Origin of the sequence: Pseudomonas sp. TWI929, from assembly GCF_039673335.1 — a bacterium.
Lineage (GTDB): Bacteria > Pseudomonadota > Gammaproteobacteria > Pseudomonadales > Pseudomonadaceae > Aquipseudomonas.
This window is the reverse complement of record NZ_JBDJLK010000051.1, coordinates 16,097-39,742: the sequence shown is the minus strand read 5'-3', so window position 1 is coordinate 39,742 and position 23,646 is coordinate 16,097. Positions and strand designations below refer to the sequence as shown.

General features: G+C 58.6%; 21 protein-coding genes and 4 pseudogenes. 22 read left to right on the top strand and 3 right to left on the bottom strand.

All coding sequences use genetic code 11. From position 1 onward, the window contains the following. Positions 1 to 630 precede the first annotated feature (630 nt). The 15 genes and pseudogenes from ABE456_RS19140 to ABE456_RS19070 form a co-directional block, all read left to right on the top strand. Entirely contained in the window at positions 631 to 1,116 is a 486-nt protein-coding gene (locus ABE456_RS19140) for a hypothetical protein (protein ID WP_346645314.1), read from the top strand. Positions 1,117 to 1,169: 53 nt separating this feature from the next. Further along, a complete protein-coding gene (locus ABE456_RS19135; protein WP_346645313.1) occupies positions 1,170 to 3,896 on the top strand; it encodes a phage tail tape measure protein in 2,727 nt (908 codons plus the stop codon). A 15-nt stretch (positions 3,897 to 3,911) separates the two neighbouring features. Next, entirely contained in the window at positions 3,912 to 4,496 is a 585-nt protein-coding gene (locus tag ABE456_RS19130; protein ID WP_346645312.1) for a hypothetical protein, read from the top strand. After that, the gene (locus ABE456_RS19125) at positions 4,496 to 5,098 is read left to right on the top strand and encodes a hypothetical protein (protein WP_346645311.1); all 603 of its coding nucleotides are present in this window, start codon (positions 4,496 to 4,498) and stop codon (positions 5,096 to 5,098) included. The genes ABE456_RS19130 and ABE456_RS19125 overlap by 1 nt, the downstream gene beginning before the upstream one ends. Positions 5,099 to 5,100: 2 nt before the next feature. Further along, a complete protein-coding gene (locus ABE456_RS19120) occupies positions 5,101 to 5,499 on the top strand; it encodes a hypothetical protein (RefSeq protein ID WP_346645310.1) in 399 nt (132 codons plus the stop codon). Further along, positions 5,499 to 7,883 (top strand): annotated as a pseudogene (locus tag ABE456_RS19115) (host specificity protein J); the annotation flags it as partial. The gene ABE456_RS19120 and the pseudogene ABE456_RS19115, both read left to right, overlap by 1 nt. Positions 7,884 to 8,735: 852 nt before the next feature. Continuing rightward, positions 8,736 to 10,847, top strand: coding sequence for a DUF1983 domain-containing protein (locus tag ABE456_RS19110; protein ID WP_346645315.1), 2,112 nt, complete (start codon positions 8,736 to 8,738; stop codon positions 10,845 to 10,847). A 10-nt stretch (positions 10,848 to 10,857) separates the two neighbouring features. Further along, positions 10,858 to 11,262: a hypothetical protein gene (locus ABE456_RS19105; RefSeq protein ID WP_346645309.1), complete on the top strand. Its 405-nt coding sequence runs from the start codon at positions 10,858 to 10,860 to the stop codon at positions 11,260 to 11,262. Next, complete coding sequence (locus ABE456_RS19100) at positions 11,262 to 11,993, top strand: hypothetical protein (RefSeq protein WP_346645308.1); 732 nt, start codon at positions 11,262 to 11,264, stop codon at positions 11,991 to 11,993. Before ABE456_RS19105 ends, ABE456_RS19100 begins: the two co-directional genes overlap by 1 nt. Positions 11,994 to 12,001: 8 nt before the next feature. Beyond that, positions 12,002 to 12,853, top strand: coding sequence for a tail fiber domain-containing protein (locus ABE456_RS19095; protein ID WP_346645307.1), 852 nt, complete (start codon positions 12,002 to 12,004; stop codon positions 12,851 to 12,853). A gap of 65 nt (positions 12,854 to 12,918) precedes the next feature. Continuing rightward, positions 12,919 to 13,137 carry a hypothetical protein gene (locus ABE456_RS19090; protein ID WP_346645306.1) on the top strand — a complete coding sequence of 73 codons (219 nt, stop codon included), beginning with the start codon at positions 12,919 to 12,921 and terminating at the stop codon, positions 13,135 to 13,137. After that, positions 13,134 to 13,580, top strand: a complete 447-nt coding sequence (locus ABE456_RS19085) for a structural protein P5 (RefSeq protein WP_346645305.1) — start codon at positions 13,134 to 13,136, stop codon at positions 13,578 to 13,580. The genes ABE456_RS19090 and ABE456_RS19085 overlap by 4 nt, the downstream gene beginning before the upstream one ends. Further along, positions 13,577 to 13,960, top strand: a complete 384-nt coding sequence (locus ABE456_RS19080) for a hypothetical protein (protein ID WP_346645304.1) — start codon at positions 13,577 to 13,579, stop codon at positions 13,958 to 13,960. Before ABE456_RS19085 ends, ABE456_RS19080 begins: the two co-directional genes overlap by 4 nt. Continuing rightward, positions 13,957 to 14,217 carry a hypothetical protein gene (locus ABE456_RS19075; RefSeq protein ID WP_346645303.1) on the top strand — a complete coding sequence of 87 codons (261 nt, stop codon included), beginning with the start codon at positions 13,957 to 13,959 and terminating at the stop codon, positions 14,215 to 14,217. The genes ABE456_RS19080 and ABE456_RS19075 overlap by 4 nt, the downstream gene beginning before the upstream one ends. A gap of 22 nt (positions 14,218 to 14,239) precedes the next feature. After that, positions 14,240 to 14,410, top strand: a pseudogene (locus ABE456_RS19070) (DUF2514 family protein); the annotation flags it as partial. Between the two features lie 70 nt (positions 14,411 to 14,480). On the opposite strand, the gene ABE456_RS19065 reads toward ABE456_RS19070, so the two are convergent. Next, positions 14,481 to 14,888: a hypothetical protein gene (locus tag ABE456_RS19065; protein WP_346645302.1), complete on the bottom strand. Its 408-nt coding sequence runs from the start codon at positions 14,886 to 14,888 to the stop codon at positions 14,481 to 14,483. Positions 14,889 to 15,395: 507 nt separating this feature from the next. Here ABE456_RS19065 and ABE456_RS19060 point away from each other — a divergent pair. From ABE456_RS19060 to ABE456_RS19045, 4 genes and pseudogenes are all read left to right on the top strand, one after another. After that, positions 15,396 to 15,593: pseudogene (locus ABE456_RS19060) on the top strand (DUF2514 domain-containing protein); the annotation flags it as partial. A gap of 183 nt (positions 15,594 to 15,776) precedes the next feature. After that, a complete protein-coding gene (locus ABE456_RS19055; RefSeq protein ID WP_346645301.1) occupies positions 15,777 to 16,001 on the top strand; it encodes a hypothetical protein in 225 nt (74 codons plus the stop codon). Positions 16,002 to 16,066: 65 nt separating this feature from the next. Beyond that, the gene (locus ABE456_RS19050) at positions 16,067 to 16,360 is read left to right on the top strand and encodes a hypothetical protein (RefSeq protein WP_346642814.1); all 294 of its coding nucleotides are present in this window, start codon (positions 16,067 to 16,069) and stop codon (positions 16,358 to 16,360) included. After that, positions 16,357 to 16,659, top strand: a complete 303-nt coding sequence (locus tag ABE456_RS19045) for a hypothetical protein (protein WP_346645300.1) — start codon at positions 16,357 to 16,359, stop codon at positions 16,657 to 16,659. The genes ABE456_RS19050 and ABE456_RS19045 overlap by 4 nt, the downstream gene beginning before the upstream one ends. Positions 16,660 to 16,896: 237 nt before the next feature. On the opposite strand, the gene ABE456_RS19040 is transcribed toward ABE456_RS19045, so the two are convergent. Further along, complete coding sequence (locus ABE456_RS19040; RefSeq protein ID WP_346645299.1) at positions 16,897 to 17,361, bottom strand: hypothetical protein; 465 nt, start codon at positions 17,359 to 17,361, stop codon at positions 16,897 to 16,899. 1,343 nt (positions 17,362 to 18,704) lie between these two features. Between ABE456_RS19040 and ABE456_RS19035 the strand changes: the two genes are divergently transcribed. From ABE456_RS19035 to ABE456_RS19025, 3 genes are read left to right on the top strand one after another with little or no spacing between them, the layout of a single operon-like run. After that, the gene (locus ABE456_RS19035; protein ID WP_346645298.1) at positions 18,705 to 19,070 is read left to right on the top strand and encodes a hypothetical protein; all 366 of its coding nucleotides are present in this window, start codon (positions 18,705 to 18,707) and stop codon (positions 19,068 to 19,070) included. A 25-nt stretch (positions 19,071 to 19,095) separates the two neighbouring features. Next, positions 19,096 to 20,292 (top strand): hypothetical protein, encoded by a 1,197-nt coding sequence (locus ABE456_RS19030; protein ID WP_346645297.1) that lies wholly within the window; start codon positions 19,096 to 19,098, stop codon positions 20,290 to 20,292. A gap of 7 nt (positions 20,293 to 20,299) precedes the next feature. Then, positions 20,300 to 22,681 (top strand): lanthionine synthetase LanC family protein, encoded by a 2,382-nt coding sequence (locus tag ABE456_RS19025; RefSeq protein ID WP_346645296.1) that lies wholly within the window; start codon positions 20,300 to 20,302, stop codon positions 22,679 to 22,681. Positions 22,682 to 22,995: 314 nt separating this feature from the next. Here ABE456_RS19025 and ABE456_RS19020 read toward each other — a convergent pair. Continuing rightward, positions 22,996 to 23,445: pseudogene (locus ABE456_RS19020) on the bottom strand (integrase). Between the last annotated feature and the right edge of the window lie 201 nt (positions 23,446 to 23,646).

Here is a 23,646-nt window from a genome sequence, read left to right as displayed (position 1 = left end):
TCAAGCGCCTCCACAGCTACAACGGCTATGAAACACCGGTAGCCATGGAGGAAAAGCTCAAGATAGCGGCATGAACCTTAACCGGTGTCCAAAATTACTTGACCAGTTCAGGTTCACCTCTTGGAGGACGGCCTCAGGCATCAGGACTGTGATTCGGCAGAATAGTTGATCAGCCCAGCCCCGCGCTGGGCTTTTTGCATCTGACGCTTACCCCTGGCTACGGTGTTTCCAGGCATGGTGTCTCCCAAGCGCGCTGGCGCTCAACGCCCGGTTGAGGGATGCCTTTTTCTGTTCCTGGATCCGCGCTATGGCCTCGGCTCGCTCCCGGGCGCGGATCGCCTCAACAGCATCCGCCCATTGCGCCAAGGCCTCTGCAAATCTTCGCTTCTCATTCTCGGGCATCTCCGCACCCTTCATGTAAGTGGTTGGAAAAGGTAAAGGTAGACCAAACGGGAGGGATGCATGGATAGCTTGTCGGCTGACGCTGGCCGCGGCGGGGTGCGCTATGGGCCGTAGACGGCATCGAGAGGGCGCCTTCGGGTGCCTTTTCTTTTTCCAGTCCGGCTATGTAGGTTTTTGGCGCTTCCTGCTGATGGTGGTAGATTGCCCTCATCAACAAGGAGGGCGCGCATGAAGCGTTTGGCATTGGTGGCGCTGGCTGGGATGGCCCTGGTTGGCGGTGGCAAGGTTTTGGCGGTGACGATAAATGACTCGATCGATAGGTTCTCAGGAGTGAGGACAATTTCTTGGGCGCCTATTCCTTCTGGCCCCGATAAGTTCGTCCTGACGAGCGCTCTTTACGGCGACAAGGACATGGCAGTATCTAGGCTCAGCATTGAGATCCTAACCTATGCCGACACGCAGCAATATCGATCTTGCAACCACGTTTACTGGCTGGCTGATGGTAACCCGGTGGATGGTATAGCCACCGATTACTCTGCAGAATTCACAAGCGGCACAGTTATCGAGCGGTTCAAGCTCAGGCCCGCGGAAGGCGCGCTGGAGAATCTTGCATCGGCTCAAAAAGTAGAGTTCAAAGTATGCAACACAGAAGTCGTGGTCAGCGAAAATGACCTGAACGGCTTCAAAGCGGTTTTCGCCAAAACCAGAAAATGACACTAATCAAACACAAACCGGCCTAGGCCGGTTTTTTTGTGCCCGGAGAAAATATGAGCCAGGGTGATATCGCTGTTCTCGGCATCAGGGTTGAATCAGGCGAGGCTGTATCTGCTGCTGACGATCTCGACAAGCTTACCAAAGCAGGTGAGCGGGCCGAAGTTGCAACGGGCAGTGTTGGCGCCCAAGCGAAGAGTTCTGGCATCTCCATACGAGACCTGGCCGCAAGCACCCAAACTTCCGAGCAGTCGATGGACAGGTTTGCTCGACAGGCCCAGACAGCGGGCATGTCAACGAAAGCTTATGCTGCAGCTCTGCGGACGGTGCCCGCACAGCTGAGCGACATTGTTGTCGGATTGCAAGGCGGTCAGTCGATTATGACTGTCGCCCTGCAGCAAGGTAGTCAGTTGCGGGATCAGTTCGGCGGGGTAGGCTCCGCAGCGCGCGCATTAGGTGGCCATCTCCTCAGCCTTGTGACCCCATACACGATGTTGGCGACAGCGGTAGCGGGGGCTGGCGTTGCTTATTACAAAGGCCGCCAAGAGACAGAAGAATTTAGGAAGGCATTAATCCTAACTGGCAATGCTGCCGGAACAAGCGCCGGGGCACTTGCAGACCTCTCGAGGCAGATCGGCACCACTGTTGGAACTACCGGTGCCGCGGCAGAGGTGCTCGCACAGCTTGCAGGCAGCGGGAAGATTGCCGGAGATAGTTTCGGCACCGTTGCTGCCGCAGCATTGCAAATGAAGGACGCGACTGGTCGCGCGGTTGAAGAGACAGTGGCCGAGTTTGTGAAGATCGGCAAAGACCCTGTCGCAGCAGCGAGGGAGCTGAACGAGCAATATGGTTTTTTAACCGGCGCCACATACGCCCAGATACAAGCTATGAAGGACCAGGGAGATACTGTTGGCGCTGCGAAATTATTGACTGACGAGTACGCTCGAACTATCGATAGCAGAACCAAGGAGATCACCGAGAACCTAGGCTGGATCGAAAAAGCTTGGCGTGGAGTGTGGGGTGCCGCAAAGGGGGCGGGAGATGCCGCCCTGAGCCTCGGCAGAGACAGCGGTCTTGCGGACCAGTTGAGCGAAGCAAAAAGGCAGTTAGCTGAGCTGGAAAAGAAAGGCAACGATAACAAGATCGTAGCCAAGGGAGAGCAGTTCAAGAAAGACTTAGATGTTGCTAAAAGCCGCGTAAGAACTTTGCAAGATCAGCTCAAATCACAGCAATCTATCGACCAGGCTCAGGAGAGCTATCGGCAGCGCCAGCGCGACTCCATCCTTTCTCAAGAAACGCTGAACGGCCAGCTACGCGCCACGGATGACAACCAGAAGAAGCTGGCAGCCCGCCTGAAGGAAATCAATGAGCTCGCGAAGAAGTCCGCCGCCGGTGACGGTGGCCGGGTCTACACCGAAGCCGAGTTGAATCAGCTCCGCGATGCTGCCCGTGAGCAGTTTAAGGACAAGCCAGGGCCGAAGGGGCCAACCTACCGCGAAGACGCCGGTACCAAGGCTCTAGACCAGGCCCGCCAGCAGTACTCGGTCCTCCAGCAGCAGAACGTCCTCATTGGCGCCCAGCGCGGCGAGGTGCAGAAACTGGGCGAGGTCGGCCAGGCACTGGTCAGGTGGGAGCAGCAACTGGCTGACATCAAGGACAAGAAGGTCCTGACTGCCGACCAGAAGTCGTTGATGGCCAACCAGGAATTGATCACCGCCCAGCTGAAGCGCAACGCCGCACTCGAGCGCGAGATGCAGCTTCGCAAGGTTGCCACCGAGGAGGATCAGAAGCTCGCTGCCTTCGAGGCCAACCTAAACAGCCAACTGCAGCGATCGTCGATTGGCCTGAACAGCAACCTGGCCGGGGCTGGCTTGGGCGATCAAGCCCAGCAGCGCCTACAAGAGCGATTCAGCATCGAGCAGCAGTACCAGCAACAGATGGACAACCTGCTGCAGCAGCGTAACGAGGGGCGCATCAGCGAGAGTCTCTACCAGAAGGAAAACGCGGCGCTGCAGAACGCTCTGGACCAGCGTCTGGCCATGCAGGAGAAATACTACCTGCGGGTTGACGAGCAGCAATCTGACTGGTCGCTTGGTGCCAGGGCGGCGTTCAACACCTACCTTGAGCAAGCGCGCAACGTCGCTGGGCAGACGAGAAGCCTATTCACCAACGCCTTCTCCAGCATGGAAGACTCGGTCGTCACCTTCGTGAAGACCGGGAAGCTCTCCTTCAAGGACTTCGCCGACGGGGTAATCGAGGATCTGATCCGCATCCAGGTGCGGCAAGCTGCTGTTGGGTTCTTGGGCAATGCGTTCGGTTTTATGACCGGCGGCACTCAGGCGCTCGGGCAGGGCACTATGACAGGCTTCAGTGAGCCACTGAGGCAGCTTTCCACTGGCGGCTATACGGGTGATGGCGGCAAGTTCGAGCCGAAGGGTGTTGTGCACGGCGGCGAGTTCGTCCTTCGCAAGGAAGTGGTGGCGCAGCCAGGCATGCGCAACTACCTGGAGGGGCTGAACGTCAGGGGTTATGCCTCTGGCGGGTTTGTCACTCCGCGGATTGCCTCAAATGCGCCGTCTTTTTCGAGCAGCAAGCCAGATGCGTCGCTGGGCGCGATGCCTACTATCAAGCAGGAAATCACAGTGCAGGGTACCGCCGACGATGCAACCCTGGCGCGCATTCAGCAAGCAGCACAGAAGGGGGCCCAGGATGGTTACAACCTGGTGCTGCGTGACCTGAAGATGAATGGCCCTGCGCGGCAGCTCATCGCGCGAAATAGATAGTTCAAGGAGTACTACATGGCTCTCACATGGCCGGCATCGCTGCGCCCGTCGGAAATGACGTGGGGCTTGGTCAACAACAGCCGCGCCTTCACCTCGACGCTCTCGAATGCCCAGCAGATCGTTGGGCAGCCGGGCGCCTACTGGCAGTGCACCGTCACATTCGGGCTGCTCACGCGCAAGCAGGAGCGGCAACTGTCGGCGTTCCTGGGCGAGCTGGACGGGATGTTCGGAACGTTCAACCTTCCGGCATTCACCCGGCGACGGGCGAACAACGTGGGCGCACTGAAGGTGGTGAGCGGGCCGGCGCAGGCGAGGGCCATCCAGATCAACGGAGCCACCGCCAATGCGCAGGTCTTCTCAGTCGGGGACTACCTGACCATCGCTGGCGAGATGTTCGAGGTGGTGAAGGCTGCGACATCCAACGCCCAGGGCGCAGCGGTGGTGCAGATCAACAAGCGCATTCGACGCTCGCTCACGGCCGGGGCGTCTATCGAGTACCTCAACCCGTACTCGGAAATGCGAATGACCCAAGACACCTGGAGCATGACCGTGCGCCAGGCCGTATCGAACGGCAGCTATCAGTTCAGGGAGGCCTTCTGATGCCATCGACATTCCCGTTCAGCCAGAGCGTGGTCGACATCATCGCCACGGGCAAATTTCTGAGCGTCTACGCCTGTCAGCTCGATTTCGAGGATGGCCCGGTGTTCGCGCACACCGGTACCGGCGACCTGGTGATCGACGGCATCACGTACCTTGGAGTCGGGCAGTTCGGCGAGGTCGGGCAGTCGCAGGAAAGCGACAATTCGAGTTCGCCCATGGCAATCGACCTGGCCCTGAGTGGCTTGGACAGCTACATCATCACTGAGACCAACATCCGCGGCTGCCGGGGGCGATCCGGCAAACTCCTGTTCGTGGTCTTCGACGAGTTGGGCAACTACGCCGCCGACATCCTTTTCTCCGGCCGTATGGATGCGGCTACCTTCTCCTACGCCGGCAATGGCGAGGACGGCAACAAGATCACCGTCCCCATCGTTGATCGGATGGCCGAATGGAGTCGTACCGGTACCGAGCGATTCACCGACGAAAACCACCGGGCCCGCCATCAGGGTGACCGGTTCTTCTATGCCGTCGCCCAAATGTCCGAGTGGCCCATCTACTGGGGCTCCAAGAAGGACGCCCCGACGTTCACCTACGAGAAATAGGCATGCGCTACCGAGACTGGACCACACGCCTCAGCGAAGTGATCAAGGCCGCCCTAGAGCGGCCTTTTTCATGGGGCGAATTTGACTGCTGCCTGTTCGCTGCTGATTGCGCGGTGGCGGTGTGCGGCACCGATCCGGCCGAGGCCTATCGCGGCACCTACAAGACCGAGGCGGGCGCCAAGCGGGCGCTGAAGAAGCGGCACGGCAGCCTTGAAGCGGCATGGGATGCCTATTTCACCCGCATTGCGCCGGCCTTCATCCAGCGCGGCGACATCGCCATGTACGAGGCGCCTGGCGGCCGAGCTATGGCGGTCTTCTGGGCCAATGAATTCTGGGCGACCACTGACGGCGGGGTGGCCCGGGTAGTGTGCGATCCGATTGCTGTGTGGAGAGTTGAATAATGTCTGGTGGCGTAAAGAAGCTCGCCCAAGTTGCAGTAGGGGCAATCATCGGCGGCGTGCAGGGCGGCCCGTGGGGCGCTATTGCTGGCGCAGGCCTGGCCTTTTACGCTGCCGAGCAGCAGGAGAAGCTGAACACCAAGTCGCCCCTGCGCGACAACGAGCCATCGGCCCAGACCGTCCGCTCGTCCAAGGCGCCGGCACGCTTCATCCTGGGCCGTGTGAGCACCGGGGGCGTACTGGTGTGGGCACAAGAGCAGGCCGGTAACCAAACGGACGGTGAGTGGCTGCACCTGGTCTATGTACTGTGCGAGGGCGCCGTCGACGGCCTAGAGACTATTTACCTGGGTGAGGAGGATATCGCCACTTTCGGTGAGTTTGCTTCCTATGAACTGATCGTCAACCCCACGCAGGTGAACGCCTTCCTTAAAGCTAACTGCCCGGACTGGAAGGACGAGCAGATCGGCCGCGGGCTGTCCTTCGTGCGCCTGTCGCTCAAGTACAGTGCAGAGAAATTCCCTTCGGGTATCCCGGATGCGCGGTTCGTGGTGCGCGGCCGCAACGATATCTATGACCCGCGCACCGGCATGGCCGTTTACACCGAGAACACCGCACTGCATATCCTGTGGTTCCTGCGTAAGCGCTGCGGCGTTCCGGATGACGAAATCGTGTTTGAGACCTTCGCCAGCGGCGCGAACGTCTGCGATGAATCGGTAGCCAACCCGGACGGCACAACCAGCCCGCGTTACCGCAGCAGTTGCGTGATTGGCGCGGACGAGCAGCGCACCAACGTCCTGCAGAAGCTCGAAACTGCGTGTGGCGGTAGGACAATCCGTGTGGGTGGCCGTTGGATGTTCCAGGCAGGGGCCTACTACGGCCCGTACGACTTCGAGATCACTGAGGACATGGTGGTCGGCACCATCACTGGCAGCACCGAGCCGACCAATGACGCAGCCATCAACACGGTTCGCGGCACGTTCATCGACTCCTCGCAGTCGTGGACCGAGACCGACTATCCCGAGGTGAGTGTTGCTGAGTGGGTGATCGAAGATGGGGGGGAAGCAGCTGAAACGCTTACCTTCTCCTACGTCACCGACGCCTACCAGGCCCAGCGCCTAGCAAACATTGAGCTGCGCCGCCGGCGTGCTGGCGGCACCATCAACGTGCCACTGAATTTCCTTGGCTACAACTGCCGGCCGGGCCGCGCCGTTCGCGTGAACCTGCCGTCGCTGAACATCCTGGGTGAGTTCATCGTCACCAACTGGAGCATGGGCACCAATGAAGGCTGCTCAGCGTCGCTCCAGCAGTACGATGCAGCGCAGTTCGATGATGCAGTCGGGCAGCCATACAACCCGATCGGGTTCATCAACCTGCCAACTGGTGGTCTTGGCAGTCCGACGGATCTGAAATGGGCCCCGGACGACACGGCAGAAGTAAATCAAGGGATTCTGAGCTGGGTGCAACCAGCTGGGATCGTTACTGCTTATGCTGTGACGATCCGGCAAGGGACAGGCGCTGTCCAGGCGCTGCAGGTTCCGGCTACAACCTTGCGCTTACCGATTTCCGGTTTGCCATCTGGCAGCTACACCATGAGCGTGGCTGCCATGGGGCCAATGACACGCTCCGGTGAGGCCAGTATCTCGGTAAGCATCGACGGCCCGCCGATCCCGGAGTCGTGCGTGGTTCAGGCGACCATCGACACCATCACACTGATCCCGGGCAACACGCTGCATGGTCTGAATGGGGGCACCTATGAGTACTTCTTCTCGACCAACCCGCAGGCAACAGAGGGTGAGTACCTGGGTCAAGGCCTGTCCCTGACCCACACGGGGCTGGCATTCGCCACCAACTACGCCTACTTCGTCCGCTCGAAGAACGCCTACGGGGTGAGCGCCTTCCTGAAGGTGGTAGCGTCTACCTCGACCGACGTGGAGAACATGCTCGATGCCTTGAAGGACAAGATCGAAAGCGGCCAGCTTGCGCCGGCCCTGCGCGAGGAAATCGCGTTGATCTCCGGCCCGCCAAGCACCCCGGGCTCGGTCAATGCGCGTATTCAGGAGCTGGACGACCAGGTCGTTCAGATCCAGCAGGACCTGCAGCAGCAGATTGACGCGGTTGCCGACCTGGCTGACTCGATGCCGTACGACCCGGACAAGGCCTATGTATCGGGCCAAGCCGTGCTGGGCGCCGACAGCAAGCTGTACCAGGCCAAGCAGGCAGTACCGGCCGGCAACCCGCCGCCGAACACCACCTACTGGACGGACATCGGCCAGGCGGTGCAGACGGCCAATGGCTTGGCAGCCCGTGTGGCTACGGTAGAAACCAAGGTCACCGAGCATGACGGGGAGTTAACCGCTCAATCCACGCGTATCGATGGCGTGCAATCGAGCCTCACCACTACCAATCAGAACGTCACCGCTGCCCAGCAGGCCGCTCAGGACGCGGCGACTTTGGCCGGTGGCAAGGGCAAGGTGATCGTGCAGTCGGCCGCCCCGGCTGCTGCTGACCGCCTGGCGCAGAACTTGTGGATCGATACCACCGGCAATGCCAACACACCGAAACGCTGGAACGGCAGCACTTGGTCGGCTGTAACGGACAAAGTGGCCACGGATGCCGCGGCTGCGGCAGCCAATGCGCTGTCGGTGGCACAGACCAAGGCAGACGCGACGGTCGTCGATAGCCTGTCCTCGAAGGTGACGCAGCAAGGCGACACCATCACGTCGCATGGCCAGGCAATCACCGGCACGCAGAACAGCCTGATCACGACGAACCAGAACGTCACGGCAGCTCAGCAGGCAGCTCAGGCTGCTTCCGACGCCGCCGGGGCCAAGGGCAAGGTGCTGTACCAGTCGACCGCGCCGGCAGTGGCGGATCGTCTGGCCCAGAACCTGTGGATCGACACGACCGGAAACGCCAATACCCCAAAACGCTGGAATGGCAGCGCCTGGCTAGCGGTGACGGACAAGGTGGCAACCGACGCTGCTGCGGCTGCCCAGTCAGCATTGGCTCTGGTGGCCACCAAGGCCGACGCCTCGGCCCTGCAATCGCTGGACACTGAGGTCAAAAGCCATGGCACCACCCTGACCAGTCACGGCTCGTCGCTGATCCAGCTTAACAACCAGATCGGCAACATTGGTGGGGACAACCTACTGGCCAACTCGTCATTCGAGGAGCTGGCTACGGCGACCCGGGCCAAGTACTGGAACGTCGGAGCAACCGTCGCTGGCACGGTCACGTCGATGGTCGATTCGCCTCTGGCGCAAAGTACCAAGGCCCAGCGCGTCGAGCATCCCGCTCTGCCTGCCGGCGGCTACGTCGATCTGGCGTATGGTGGGGACAACGTCTCAAGGCCGAAGGCCAGGCCGGGGGCGCAGTATGCGCTGAGCGTGTTCGCCCGCGGCACTCCGGGGGTGGCGTTCCGGCAGTACCTGCAATTCAGGGATGCTGCCGGTGCTGTGCTGACTGCCCCCGTGGCGATGCACACGCTGACCGCCGACTATGGCCGCTTCGTGTTGCTTGCCACTGCCCCTGCGGACACCGTGTCGGTAACCGTGTGGGCCGGCAGGATGCTGAACGGTGGGTCAACCACCATTCAGGCCTGGTCCGAGATGGACAACGTTCAGTTCCAGGAAAGCGCGGTGGCTAGCGCCTACGCACCGTCAACTGAACAATCGGCGGTGGTCCAGGCGGCAGCAACCCAAGCCCTGCAGGGCCGTGTCGAGCAGAACGAGGCGGGCCTGTCTTCCCAGGGCTCGTCGATCATCAACCTCGAAAGCGGCTTGACGACCACCAATCAAGGCGTCACCGCAGCCCAGCAGGCCGCCCAGGCGGCAGCGACGGCAGCCGGTGCGAAGGGGGAGGTCATCTACGGCACGGCCGCGCCGGCTGCCGACAAGCGTCTGGCGCAAAACTTGTGGATCGACACCACGGGTAACGCCAACACGCCGAAACGGTGGAACGGCTCGGCCTGGGTGGCGGTGACCGACAAGGTTGCCACGGACGCCGCAGCGGCGGCTGCCAGCGCGCTGACGCAGGTAGCCACCAAGGCTGAGGCCTCGGTGGTGCAGGCGCTATCGACGACGGTCGGGCAGCAGGGCACGACCCTGACCAGTCAGGGCCAGTCCATCAACGAGATGCGCAACACCATTGGCGGTATCGGTGCTGGCGGGCTCGATGCTGCACCAGGCGCAACGTGGCAGTTCGATACCAGCGTGGAGGGCTGGAGCGCGACGAACGCCACGCTCACCGCCGGTACCGGCAGCATGACCATCACTGCAACGGCGAACGACCCGAACCTGGTCAGCCCGATTGTGAGCATCAACGGCGCGCTGTACAGCCGGATCAAGCTGAAGATCACCCGACGGGCCGGGGCCGCCACTGACTGGGACAGTTCGCTGTTCTACCAGACGGCCGGCCATGGCTTCTCGGGCAGCTACATCGGCAGGGCGGCGAACCCGAACATTGCGGTCGGAGAGAGTGCGATCGTCGAATGGGACATGGCGAACCTGTTCGCCGGCGGTAATGACTGGGTGACCAGCACCATTACCCGTCTGCGGATCGATATCGGCGCGCTGTCAGGCGGCGCGTTCGAAATCGACTGGATCGCGATTGGCCGGCTGGGCCCAGGCGCCTCGGCTGCGGCATTGCAGCAGGTCAGCACGAACGTGACGCAGCAGGGTGAGCAACTGACTGCCCAAGCCAGCCGCCTGGACGGGTTGTATGTCCAGGTGAACCCGGAAATGGAAGGCGATAGCAGCGCCATGGCCGGCGCAACCGGCAGCTTGGTGGGTGTCTGGACCGAGCAGTCGGCCCGGGTTGAGGAAGGCATTGCCATGGGGCGGCAGGTCGAATCAGTCCAGGCACAGATGGGAGAGACCAATGCGTCGGTACAGCAGGTAAGCGAGGTTGTGGCCGGTGTTGATGGCCGAGTGTCGGCCCTGTCGTCCTGGAAAACCGAGACGAACGCCAACGGCAAGAAGGTTGCCACCGGGATCATTCAAGGAAGCGATGGGTCGGTCGGCGAGATTCTGCTGTCGGCTGACCGAGTGGCGATCATCAATGGGTTGAACGGGCCCGAGGCAAGCCTGTTTGTCTTCCAGAATGGCCAGCTGTTCTTGAACTCGGCACTGATCAACCAGGCTTTCATCCAGAATCTGATCGTTGGCATGACGCTCAAGTCCCAGGCGGTCAACTCGCAGGGGCTACCACTCATTGAACTCAACATGGTTACCGGGGCATTCAACCTTCGCGGCCAAGAGGGCAGCAGCTCCACCCTGATCAACAATGGTGGGGTGTACGTTTACGATAACGGCATCCGGCGTACCGCAGTCGGAAACCTTAGCGGAGGATGAGGATAATGGCATGGCCCTATATGGCATTGAGATAAAGAACGAGTTCGGCGTGCAGACGCTGGGAATGCAGGACTTCACCATCCAAAAGCTGGCTTCGATGGAGATTCCCGCCACAGAGGGGACTCGGAAGTTCGGTAACGGTACTAGGTCCGACTACATCACATGGACAGTGCCAGGGTACGACCCGGCCACGTGCTTTCTGCTAATAACGCCGAAATACTATGCGGGATACCCACAGACTGGACAGCTTAGCCAGTGGGGGTACTTGCCGACCTACAAGAACCTCGGAGGTAACAATATCGCCATTTTCACCTACTGCAATCGGCGCAGGCCTACCGGGGTAGGCGATGACTACGCAGATGAGTGGATTGAGCACACCGCACACGCTGTGCTAGAGGCTGTGAGGGTGCTCTGATGGCGGAATATGGCTTCCAGGCTGTGAACGACTCTGGCACCGTAACGATTACCAGCACTTACAAGCTCTTGGTGTTCTCGGAGCGTGGGACTGTTAGGGTAACCTCCGCCTACATTGACCGCGGCGGACAAGGGCAGGCCACGTTCACTCGGCCGGTTTTAACGCAGGCGCCACCGCAAATATTTATCAGAGTTCAGAGCGCCTCTCACTCTTCCCTTGGCGTTTACGCCACCGTCCTTGGAGCGCCGGGTAACTGGACTGGCTTTATCATTGACTCGGCAGCGACTGGGTCATCCCCCCTGCAAAACTTCACCCTAGAGTATGTCGCATGCAAGTTCGCTGACGTGTTATCCGGCACCGGCTACGGGATGGAGATTCGGGACGCCAACAACAGCCCAGTGTTCTCGGCGGCTGACAAGGTTGTCCGGTTTAGCAAATTCGCTACGGTGTGGACTCTTTCGGTAAACCAGCAGACAGTCAGGATATTCACCCCTAACGTCACCATCGACCTCGACGATTTCATCTGTGTCTCGGCGATGGACAGGGGAGTCAATTGGTTCACAGACAACGCGCAGTTCGCCGCGTTTAACATATGGGCAAACTCTGCACCAAACTTAACGCTCTATGCTCAGCTTATAACTGCAGGCGGCTACTGGTACTGGCAAGGCACTAACAGCACCCAGTTTACAGTTCCAATCTGTAAATTCCCTGCAGACCGCTTTACGAATTAGGAGCAACTATGGCAAAGCAAGTAATTAACCTCGGGACTGCTCCCAGTGGTACCACCGGCGATGACCGCCGATCCGCTTGGCTAAAGGCCAAAGCCAACTTCACCGAGCTGTACAACTGGATCTCTGGCCTGAATCAGAGTGACGATACGGCCACTGCGCTACCTGCAGTACTGCCCGTGTCGAAGGGGGGGACAGGGGGGGCGAACAAGGCAGCGGCGTGTACAGGTCTCGGTGTTGGTGCCAGCGATACGGTCAGCTTCGCCGCCATCGAGCTGAGCTCTTCGACCCCGTGGATCGACTTCCATGCAGGCAACAGCGCGGCAGACTACACCTCGCGACTGATTGCTAGGACGGCGGGCACTCTCCTGTGCGAGGGCTCGCGCTTCGGTGCCACCGGCTATCTGACCAGAACGGGCGAGTCTGGCGCGAACCAGAACAACGTCTTCAACATCGCCTGGACCTCGGGAGCCGCAGACCTGTACGTCGACGTGACCCGCATCGGCTCACTACAGGTCACCTCTTCGGACTACCGAATCAAGAAGAACATCACCACAGTGGAGGGCGTGAGCTTCCTTGACCGAATCGATCGCTACCGCGTGGTCGAGTACGAGATCGGTGATTTCGATGTATGGAAAGGCGATGGCACCGTCTACCAGGGCGTCATCGCGCACGAAGCACAGGAAGTAAACCCCCGGTCGGTGTCAGGTGAAAAGGATGCGGTGGCCGAGAACGGCACCCCGTTGATCCAGCAGCTGAACCACATGGCGTTCATCACCGACCTGATCGGTGCCGTGAAGGAGCTGCGTGCCGAGGTCGCAAGCCTCAAGGCTCAATTGGCATCGCCGCCTGATCAAGTCTAACCGCGACACCCGAACACCCAAACCCAACCGCCAGATGGCGGTATTTTTTTGCCTGGAGAAAACCTATGCCTTTCATCGTCATTGACCGCACCAACGCCCTTGGCCCGCTGCGCACCGTGGAGTACGCCACCGAAGCCGAAGCAGATACAGCTGCTCGCGAGCTGATCAAAAGCCAGCCTGGCAACGAAGTTCTCACCGCGCAGCTGGTCAAGCGCTACTCCGCCGAGGTCAACGTGACCGTTCAGGAGGCGGCAGACATTCCGGTCGAGGAGCCTGCCCAATGAGTACTCCTCGCGGCGTCCGCAATCGGAACCCCGGCAACATCGATTTCAACCCACGGAACGTTTGGCAGGGCCAGCTGGGCCTAGAGGAGGGGGTGGCCAAGCCGCGCTTCGCCCGGTTCGACCATCCTGAAAACGGCATCCGTGCCCTTGGCAAGCTGCTGATCAACTACCGCGGCAAGGACGGTATGCTCGGCGTGGGCGGGAAGGGCATCGATACCGTGCTCGAAACCATTAACCGCTGGGCGCCCAGCAATGAGAACGACACCCTGGCCTACGCCTCAGCTGTGGCCAAGCGCCTGGGCGTGCGCACCACTGACCCGATCAACATCAAAGACCCGGCCACCCTTCGTGGGATGGTGCTCAGCATCATCATCCATGAGAACGCGGGTAACCCGTACCAGGACCAGGTGATCGACGAGGGTGTGCGGCGGGCCTTGGCATGATGTCGTCACCGCTGGAGGGCGGCCGCCCGGCCGCCGTACTGTTGGGGTGTGCGCTGCTGATAGGTGTGGGCGGTGCCGGCGGCGTCTGGTTCGCTGCTGGCCATTACCGGCCGCTGCTGGACCAGGCCAATGAAAAGGCGACAGCCTGTGTGACTGCCCGGGACAACCTCAGTGGGCTTGCGGCGGAGCAGGGAAAGGCCTTGGGCGATCTGACCATGGCCGCGAATGAGCGTCAGGCCAGGGTCGAGCAGGCAGCGCGCGAAGCTAAGGCCAGCGCAGATCTCGACTACGCCGCAGCGAACCGTCTGCAGCAAGAGCGTACCGGCGGAGATCAGTGCGCGGCCGCCACTTCGATCATCGACAAGGAGCTTGGGTTATGAGGATGCTGCTGATTCTGTGCGCTCTGGCGCTAGCTGGTTGCGGCGGTCGAACTGAGCCGCAAGTGCAGTACGTGCGCGTCGAGGTGCCGGTGCAGGTGCCGTGCCGGGCGCCGCAGGTCGACGTGCCGGCGTGGGCCGCCGCAGGACTGCGCAAGTCTGACAGTCTGGAGGTGAAGGTGCGGGCGCTGCTGGCTGAGCGCCGGCAGCGGATCGGGTACGAGCAAGAACTAGCAGCAGCGTCAACTGCCTGTCGATGAGCTGGGGTAAGCCACCCGCGCCGCCTTAGTGCTTACCGACCTGTTAGCACGGCTTGATGCGCGAGTGGGAGATCTGGGGAAAGCGTGCGACCGAGCCCAGATAGCGGGGAAGCAGTGCAACGGGAATATGATTAGCTTGCACCGCCTGCTGTGGGATCTAGTGAACGTTTTGTTGGCGGAGTATAAGTATTAGTAAGGTGCAGTTAAAAGTCAGGCAGCATGGCTGGGCGATACTGCCTTACTTTTGGTTTAATGGGCTTGCACTATTTTTCAATAAATACGGTTATGCCGTTCTGGGTGCTGGCTGTGTAATCGAAGTTAATGTCTTTGATCGCTCTGCTTCCATTCATGAGAGATAGTTTCATGCCGCCGAAGGCTTTGACGCCACACACGAAAGTATAGCCGCCGGATTGGCTAATCCATACGCCATCCTCATCGGTTGTAGTAACCTTGTCGCGGTGCACTCCGATTATTTTAGCGGCAGCAATATCGCAGGCGTTCATTCGTTGCGTATTGAGCATTATGGATTTTATTTCTTCTTCGGAAGAATTTTTTTCTCTCTGCGCCTGGCGCTCTGCCTCGTGTCTTTCTTTTTCTAGCTGTTCTTTTTTTCGCAGTTCATTTTCGATTAGTTTTTGCTCTGCTTTTTGAGCTCTCTCAGAGTCGCTCATTGTTGCGTCTTGGATGCAACTTTTTACACTTGAAATCAATATCAGGCAGAATATTGCGGAGACAATAAATCCAAATTTACCATTTTGAGTGGCGAATCTTTCCATCCCTTTAGCAGTGAATTTGCAAAATGACCATATTGATTTCAGTAGATATATTCCAGCTTTGTCTAGATTTGACGGCACGACTTTCTTTACCTATTAATGTGAGTGAGCTCATGTGTTGAGGGGATTGGTTAGCTATGATAAGCGACTAGGCTCAGGCAATCGAGAGCCCAGATATAGGCGCTGAGCGAACATGGAAAGCACCTTGGATGGGTAAGCCCAGCCCCCGGCTCTCCGGTACACGAATAGCAGTCGATCGCGTTCAGCTGCACTGTAAGTCCTGTACTCCGCAGCCGTTCGCCAGGAGGTGGGCAGCAAGCTGACCTGTTCGCAATAGCGGATGGTGAACGCATTGGTCTGGGTGACCTTGGCCAGCTTCCTCGCGCCTGGCTCAATGAGTTCAACCTGCGCGCTGGCCAACTAGCAACCTGCGACACCATCGCTGCCCAGCAGCGCCTGGCAGGTACCTCTGCCGTCGTGGTGCTCGGGGGATTGCTTGAAGACGCTGACCGAATGGCGGGCAGCTGCGCAGCAGCGCTTGAGCGAAGCCGAATAGCTGGCCTGGCGTGCGAGGCTGTGGTTGAACGGATGAAGGGTCCGTAGGCAGAAAAAACGAAGCCCCGGATGCTGGCGTCCAGGGCTTCTAGCTATCTTGGTCCCTATGAGTGGCAAGCTAGCGTGGCCAGATGGTATCAGCGCGAGCCCTTAGAGTCACCAGCATTTTCCGTTCTATATGCCCCCAGCCGGTCCTATACTCAGCCCATCAACTGGACAGGGCATCGCATTTTGGACAAGCGCACCTTCATTGGCATGGTCGAGGCCGGCGAGCCGCTGATCCAGCAGGCCATCGACGCAATGCGCCGGTACCACGAAGCGCAGGATTATGGGGCACCGGCAGAAGAGGTAGAGCGCCTGCGTCTTTTGGCCGAATCGCTGTTCCAGGCTGTGTCCGATTACCAGCTCCGGGTCATCTCCAAGGCGCGTGGCAAGGACCTGCCACCGCTCCACTGATCGGCATTTGCCCGCAGCGATGCGCATCTATACGATGCTGTGTTTTTATACAGTATCGGTGCCGCATGTATTTCCTCCTCGTTCGACGCCGCGAGCATGGCGTGGCCATCCCTTCCGATCAGCTTAGGAAGATCCAGCCCCTTCGCGCTGATGTGCACATCGGCGACCACCACAGCGAGCCACTGGGTCGGGTATCGACACAGGCCTGGGTGTTCAACCCGACGCCTGGGCCCGACATCATCCCGCGCCTGCACGACGCCAAGGTCAACGGCATGGCCCAGCTCGGCATCAACATCAACGGGGTGGAGGAAATCGACGGCGTGCTGTACGCGCAGTCCTGGTGGTGCAGGGCAGAATGATGAGCCAACTACCACGAGCCTGGCTGGATGAGCTCAACGATGAATTTGAACTGGCCACTGATCCCGAAGGTCGGGCTGCTGTCCTCAGCGAGATGGCCATGGCCGCACATCGGCGCCGGGAGGTTGATGCCGATCAGTTGTGTGAAATGCTGGAGTTCGTCGATTCGGCGCGCCTGTTCGGCCTGAGCGAGCACGAGGAGATGTATGCGTGCGGCCTGTTCAAGTATCACGAGCCATTGCCGGATTGGGGCGGGCAGATCATCAAGGGAGTGGGAAAAGCTCTGCCTGTGGAAGAGTAGGCGGGCGGTCGGCAGGACGCCGGAGGAGGGTGTTTTGGCTGTCTAAAACCGCTCGATAGCATCTCGGTTTTACTGGGCGAAAGTCGCGGAAACTGGGCAAACCTTTTTAGACAGACTCGATGCGCAGGCCGCTGAAATCGCGGCCTGAGGATCGTTTCTCACACTACTGCTGCGGTACTAGAAGGGCTATTTGGATATTCAGCCTTTCGCACTGATTTTTGAAATCCTTACCTGATGTTAAAGCGGGCAAGGTTTCCCAGAAACCTTGGTTACAAGCGCTCCGACCATGTCCCGCGCTAGCCGATCTCGTCCGCCAGCAAAGTTGAGAATTCGGGTCTCTTTCCAAACGGCAGTCGTCTCTTTATCTCTGCAAACAGCGGACACGGATTCAAAGATATTGTCGACATCGACGCTGACTTCAACGACACCAACAACGTTTTCGTTGTATAGCGCCAGGTTTCTCGCAGCAAACCATGAAACCTTCGGCGCCACAGCTTCAGCATTTATTACCTGGGCCACATTCTGAGCCGCCCATTCGAAGCCTGGAGTAGCGACAACGATGACGGTTCCAGGAGAGTAGGGGTTCTCAGGGCCAGACGGGGTGCTTGCAACTCTAGGGTCCCTCGTTAGCGCCTGTTGAGGTTGTGATGCACAACCAGCAAGCGCGAGCGAAGCTATGACTAGCAAAATAGCCTTGTTCATGACTGACTCCGACGAAGAGGCTGCTAAAATGCCACTAGTCGGGGCTGCTGTCTATTACCAACTCTTGCCTCGGTTCGGCGTATCAGAAAGTCTGTCTAGATGAAATCTTCCCAGCAGAGATTCACCTCAGAATTGCTTATGGATGGCTAGGTGCGGCATAGGTAAATGTCTAGAAATCGATTCCAAAACTGAATCGGCGACCCTTGCAGGGTAAGGCCTGTAGCCGTTCCGATTCGTCTTTGTTTTGGAATCGATTCTGCCGCTGAGAGCGCACGGATTGGGCGCTTGTATCACGGTCTTGAAAACCGTTGAGCGGCCTTAGCGCTGGACCTCACTTGGTTAGGCGGCAGGAAACCAGCAACGTTAGGCCAGCTAGCTCGATGCAGGTCCCTCGCGACTGGCTGCTTTCGACCCGAAGCTGCCTGTGGAAAATGGCAGAAATTTGCCAATAGCGGTCCGTGGTGGAGGGCAGCAAACGGCCGGCCTGTCCCCACAGGCAGTAATGCGCAGATCTTCGCCGATCATGCTTTCGAAGGGTGCTGGTAAAATTCGATGCAATTGGTGGCCATATCAAATGCATGCTTGATGAAGTGCAATGCAAACGAGTGGTCGTACCGATGTAATCTGGTGAATTTTTCCAGCCTGAAGAGCGGCAACGCCGCTTTTCGGGCTGCGCTCATTACTTTCTAATCGAGAAAATCTTCGGTTCGGTAACAGCGTGAGAGCAGTCATCGAAGATTGGAATGGAGTCGTCCGTATTCACGGGGCAGACGCGTTCGGCTTTTGTCGGGGCGCCCCTGTTAAGAACGAGAAGGGATTATGGATCTTCGTATTACAGCTGCTGATTGGATTAACATAGAAATGTCAGATTCCAGCGAACTAGCGTTGCTGTATCTGGTCATCTGGGTGATGTGCTCGAGGCGTCTTCCTGACCTAGCTCGCCTTGCGACCTTCCTTGTGGATTGGTGTCCACGCCTTACTCAGTATCCAACTTACTGGATCGCAAGCAGTGAAAGGCGCAGATCAATGCCTTCCCCTACCGAGCCCCAGTGGGCTTCAAATTTGTTACATGGTTAATCGCTAAATCATATTTTAAACTTTTTAAAAAATAAACTATTGTAATTTGGTTGTCCTTAGCAAGTTTCTGGCGGAGGCGGACATCGTAAATACTGGTTCGTTAAGCAGTGTCTTGGTCGCTTCCTCGAAGGAGTCGCATTCGGTCCCGATGCGCGCAGCGACACAGTCAGTCTCGATGAAGTGGTGCTGAACTTAGATCTGTTCCAAGCTGGCTTGCTTAAGAAGCCCGTCGGCAATGGATCTGGCCCCAAAAGAGGAGGCTTACTATGAAGTTTGTGATAAAAGACCTGATGATCACCGTTCTGCCTCTGGTCGACAAATTTCACTTGCCGCAAGGGGAATGTGATGCCGGACCAAAAAGTTGTGCTTCTCCAAGTGCCGGCTCTTGCGGAGGTGGCAGTCCGTGTTCATGTGGCGGCACGCAAGGACCTGATTGGTCAGAAGTGTTCGATCCTCCGTACCTCATCCGGATGAAAGAACAATTGCGATTGCAGATCGCGCAGATCGAGGCACAGGAGCAGGCGGTACGCAAAGCACTGCAGCCGAACAAAGAACAGGTGCGGCTGCTTGAGCCCTACCTTGAAGATGCGATGAGGGAAATGAAGAAGGAAATGAAGAAGGATACGGAATGATGGCTTCTATTACTTCGTCGCACTGATGAATCGCTTCGACTATCTAGGCGCCGTGCCGAACGTTCGCATTGGTAACCTTCAGGGGCGTTGCATTCGAGTCCGCAGCAGTTATTCCTTTGTGCCCTTTGCCGGGCTCGAACTCGACCCTACGGAACATTTGGCACAACTGGCCGCCAGCGGCGAGTACGCTGGCGTGCTGGTAGGCGTAGACGGCGAAAAGCATTTCATCAAAGCGCTGTCGCCCGAGATGGCCGACTGGCTTGGGTCACTCAGAGAGCCCTGCAGAATTGACGAGGTCGAGGGGTTTACTGGTTCGGAGGGCCTGCGGGGGTTGGTCGGACTCGTGCTTGATGGGGTATTGGAAATCGAGTCCGAAGACGGTTTTTGCTCCGAATCGGCTGCCTATCACGTGCTCATCGCCGATGATGCCGAGGTAGCAGGTAGCACCTGTGCGGGTGATGATATATCACTTCGTGCAATTCGCCACGCTAGCCGTTTCGACACTACCGAAGCGAACTTCCTTGCTGCGCGACTCTACCTCTACGGCCGTCGGCCAGTTACCAGGAGGTGGCTCAATCGATGGCCAGATGCCGAGGCGGTCATACAGGAGCTAGGGCTGGGACATCGAGCTGAACTAAAAGGAAAAGCGTCCGCGTCCTTTTCGCCCGACCGGTGGAATCCTGAGTGGCCGTGGCTGTCGTGGCGTAGCAGGGAGCGCACCGCTATAGAAGAAGGGCGAAGCCAGGTGTACAAACTCTATCTCGCGCCGGATGCGATCGACTTCATCGATGCATTTCACATCGTGAGCAACCGTCTTTCGGATTCAGCGGCGCTCTCTTTTAAGATCGGTCCTGATGCCTATGGGCTTCAGCGCCCGGACAAATTCATTGTCTATTTTGCCGACCTACGTGAGATGGCTCGCTTTGGCCTGGAACTGGCCGGTGCACTGCGCGGACTGCGGGCGCAAGCCGTGCCTTTTACGGCAGCGATTGGCGATCAGGGACTCATATGGTGGGGCATCGATTCCGCCAATTCGCAAGCGCCGGCTGCCTTAGGATTTGTCGATAGCTGGCGGTTCTGGGTAGCGAACCGCATTGCCCTTGCCCTTTCCGTGGCAAATCGTCAGGAACGTCCAGTGGTTGAACCTTTGCGATTTGCGTTGACCAGGCTGGCGCTGTTTGGCGTGGACACACGTCACTGGTGCATGGCTGCAGATGTATAGGAGACCAATGGATATCTCAACCCGTTTTGTACTCCAGCCTGACGTCCTGATTTTCTCGGTAAGTGAGGTCGCCCTTGACGTGCGCGCATCGGTGTCGTTCGATGCAAATGACTTCGTGGTGACGCGAGTGCGATCGAGAATGCGGTCACAGGTAGTCGACCAAAACACCGCCGAATTTCTCAAGGTGTTTTTGCAACCCACCACCGTGACCGATGCTGTATTGAAGAAATGGAAGGAGGAGGGGGGAGATCCGGAAGCAATCCTCGATAGTGCGATGGCCGCGATTAAGCCGCTGGTTCGGGCTCGCTGGCTCGTCCCGGAAGGCGCCGAGGATTATGGCCGAGTTGCATCGTCACTCGGGATCGGCGATGAATTCGGGACATGGACCATTGTCGATTGCATACAGGTTTTGGACGACTGCGAGGTGTATCAGTTGCATGACGCATCGAATTGCTACGCCGCGCTCAAGATTGCCCAATTGGGCATCCCAAAAGAAAATTTACGCGCGTTACGCCGTGAGGCAAACATACTCGAACACCTTGATTTGAGCGTTGCACCACGTCTGATTGCGCGGGGCGAGCATGACGAACGGCCCTATCTCATCACGGAATGGTGCGATGGCACCCGGGTCGATCGCACGGCTGCTGAGCTGCGGGAATCGGCGCCCAAAAGTGGCACAGGTCGCCTGATGCAGCTGTGCTGTCGTATCATCGACGCATACCGCCGCTTGCACGGCGAGGGCGTGGTCCATGGCGATATTCATCCAAACAATATCGTCATGCACCCGGACGGGAGGATCCAGCTCATCGACTACGGCTCTGCCGGCATTGTGGGATCTTCAGAACATGCGCCGCTCCCTTACCGAGGCATAGCGGAATTCTTCGATCCGGAATATGCGGCAGCATGCCTGAACGGCGTACCCATTCCTCCTTCGACTTTCCAGTCTGAGCAATATGCACTTGCGGCATTGCTGTTCCGGCTCCTGACAGGCGCCTCCTATTTGGCTCTTCCAACCACGAGGGACGAAGCGCTCCAGGCAATCACCGAACACCTACCGCGCCAGTTCAGTAGCTGTGGCCTTCCCAGCTGGCCCGAACTGGAACAAGTGCTTGGCAAGGCGCTCCACAAGGATCCGGCGCTTCGATTCGCCAGTGTCGCGGACTTCGACGCGGCGTTCGCATCCATTGCGCCAAAACCGCCGGGCGGCGCACATGGTCGAAAATGTAACTGGCCGACCGTCGACACCGGACTCTCCCTGGATGCCTTGTGCACTGCCGACGTCTTGACGTTCCGTCTGCCGGACGGGGCGCCGTCTGCATCTATTAACTATGGCGCCGCTGGCATCGCCTTTGCTTTGCTGTCTGGCGCAGAGCATCAAAATTCAGAAGCATTGCTGGCCGCAGCGGATGCCTGGTCTGCCCGAGCGGTCGACTCAATGGCTAGAGCGAACGCGTTTGCGCACGCTGGAATCGGCCTCGGGGAAGACACCATTGAGCCCATATCGCTGTACTTCTCAAAGCCGGGAGTGTATTTCGTCCGCGCCTTGGTAGCCCAATCCATGGGCGACTACCATTCACTGCGGGGCGCAGTCACTGAGTTCATCGCAGTCGCTGGTCTTGCCAATGAAAGCGTCGAGGTCAACCTAGGACGCGGAGGTGTCCTGCTTGGCACCGCTTTGATGCTGGATGCCCTCGGGCAAGGTGGTGTGCAACTTGAGATCAACTCCGTTAGCGCCAACCTGGTGAGCTTCGGGCGCGTCATGGCTAGGGAAATATGGTCCAGGCTAGTGGTGCTGAGCAGCCAGAATGGCCACTATTTGGGGATCGCCCACGGCCTAGCTGGCATTTGTTATAGCCTGGTACTGTGGAGCGAGGTGAGTGGCGATCCGCTGCCAGGCGGCTTTCTCGGGTTGGTTGAAAGACTCGGTCACTCCGGCCGTGAAGCCGGGCGTGGTTTGCGTTGGCCCATGATTGATGTTGCGCTTGGCAAGGCGGGCGAGCGGTTCATGTCGAGCTGGTGTCATGGAGCACCGGGCTATGTGCATCTCTGGACGGCGTTGTACCGGCGGACCAACGATGACCGCTGGCTGGAACTGTCCGCACGTGCAGCCTGGTCAACGTGGGAGACTCCCGAAGACAACGTTGGTACCTTGTGTTGCGGGAGCGCGGGCCGTACCTATGCCTTGCTGGCGCACTTCCGGCACAGTGGCGAGACCGCATGGCTAGACCGCGCCTTCGTCATTGCACGGCAAGCCATCGAGTCGCGTCACGACAAGGAACTCAACTTCGCGCTGTTCAAGGGCAGGCTAGGATGTCTGTTTCTGGCCGAAGACATGAATACGCCGGAGCGCGCAAGCTTTCCTATATTCGAGCGGGCGATCCGCGGTTGATGCCGTAACTTTTAACGTGAAAGAAAGAGCATACGGCGCATTATCGATTGGAATATAGCGATATGGGGATTGAGTCCGCTTTGGCCGAAAACGGTTTCTTCTGACTGTCTGCTAGGGGTCGAAAGCGGACAGTTGACGGCGGCTACCAGGTGATACCAATTTTGATACCAATGATGGGGGAATGAGGGGGTGAGGAGGGGAGTTTAGCCCAGTAAAATCGACCCTTTAGCACCGCCAAACACCACTAAAAAACCGCATGGTGATGTTAGCGGTAGAGATCAAGTGCTTGTCCTGCGGGGGTTCCAGAGGTGTATTTAGGCCCTCTCGTCAGTTTTGGGCCAATTTTGGGCCAATTCGACTCGGGGCGGCAGCTTCTCCAGCTCCCTCCAATCCGAGGAGGAGCTGATCCATTTCGCGTAGGTAGAGAGCTACATCTCGACGCTTTGGCCAAGCCGGTTCGCGATGAACACGGGGTTCATCCCAGGCATCAGGCACAGGGTTGCGCAGGTGTGGCGGGTGTCGTACTGACGGCGTTCACGGATGCTCAGCGCTTGGAGCGCTGATTTGAATTGGCGGATTGTATCACTTGGTTCGTTGATCCACAGCCCACCTTTGCACGGTTGAAACACGAAAGGGCTGACTGGGTGCGCGGATTTGGACGCCATGCGCCGGAGCATGGCCATCCGCTGGGCCCGGTTGACGATGATCTGACGAATCGTTGCCGATCGCTGGTCAAAGTCGACATCCTCCCAATTCAGGCCCATAGCTTCACCAGGGCGGACCCGGTAAAGAAGCAGAACTCGAAGAGCGCGGCGTAGATCTGCGAGTATTTGCGAAGCGTTGCATAGAGGTAGGGGATGATTGTCTCGGTCTTCGGTCTTCGGTCTTCGACGTACGACAAAACGATTAGGGGCCGCGCGTCGCGTCCCTATGCGCACTCACATGAGCTGGGCTATTCATAAAAC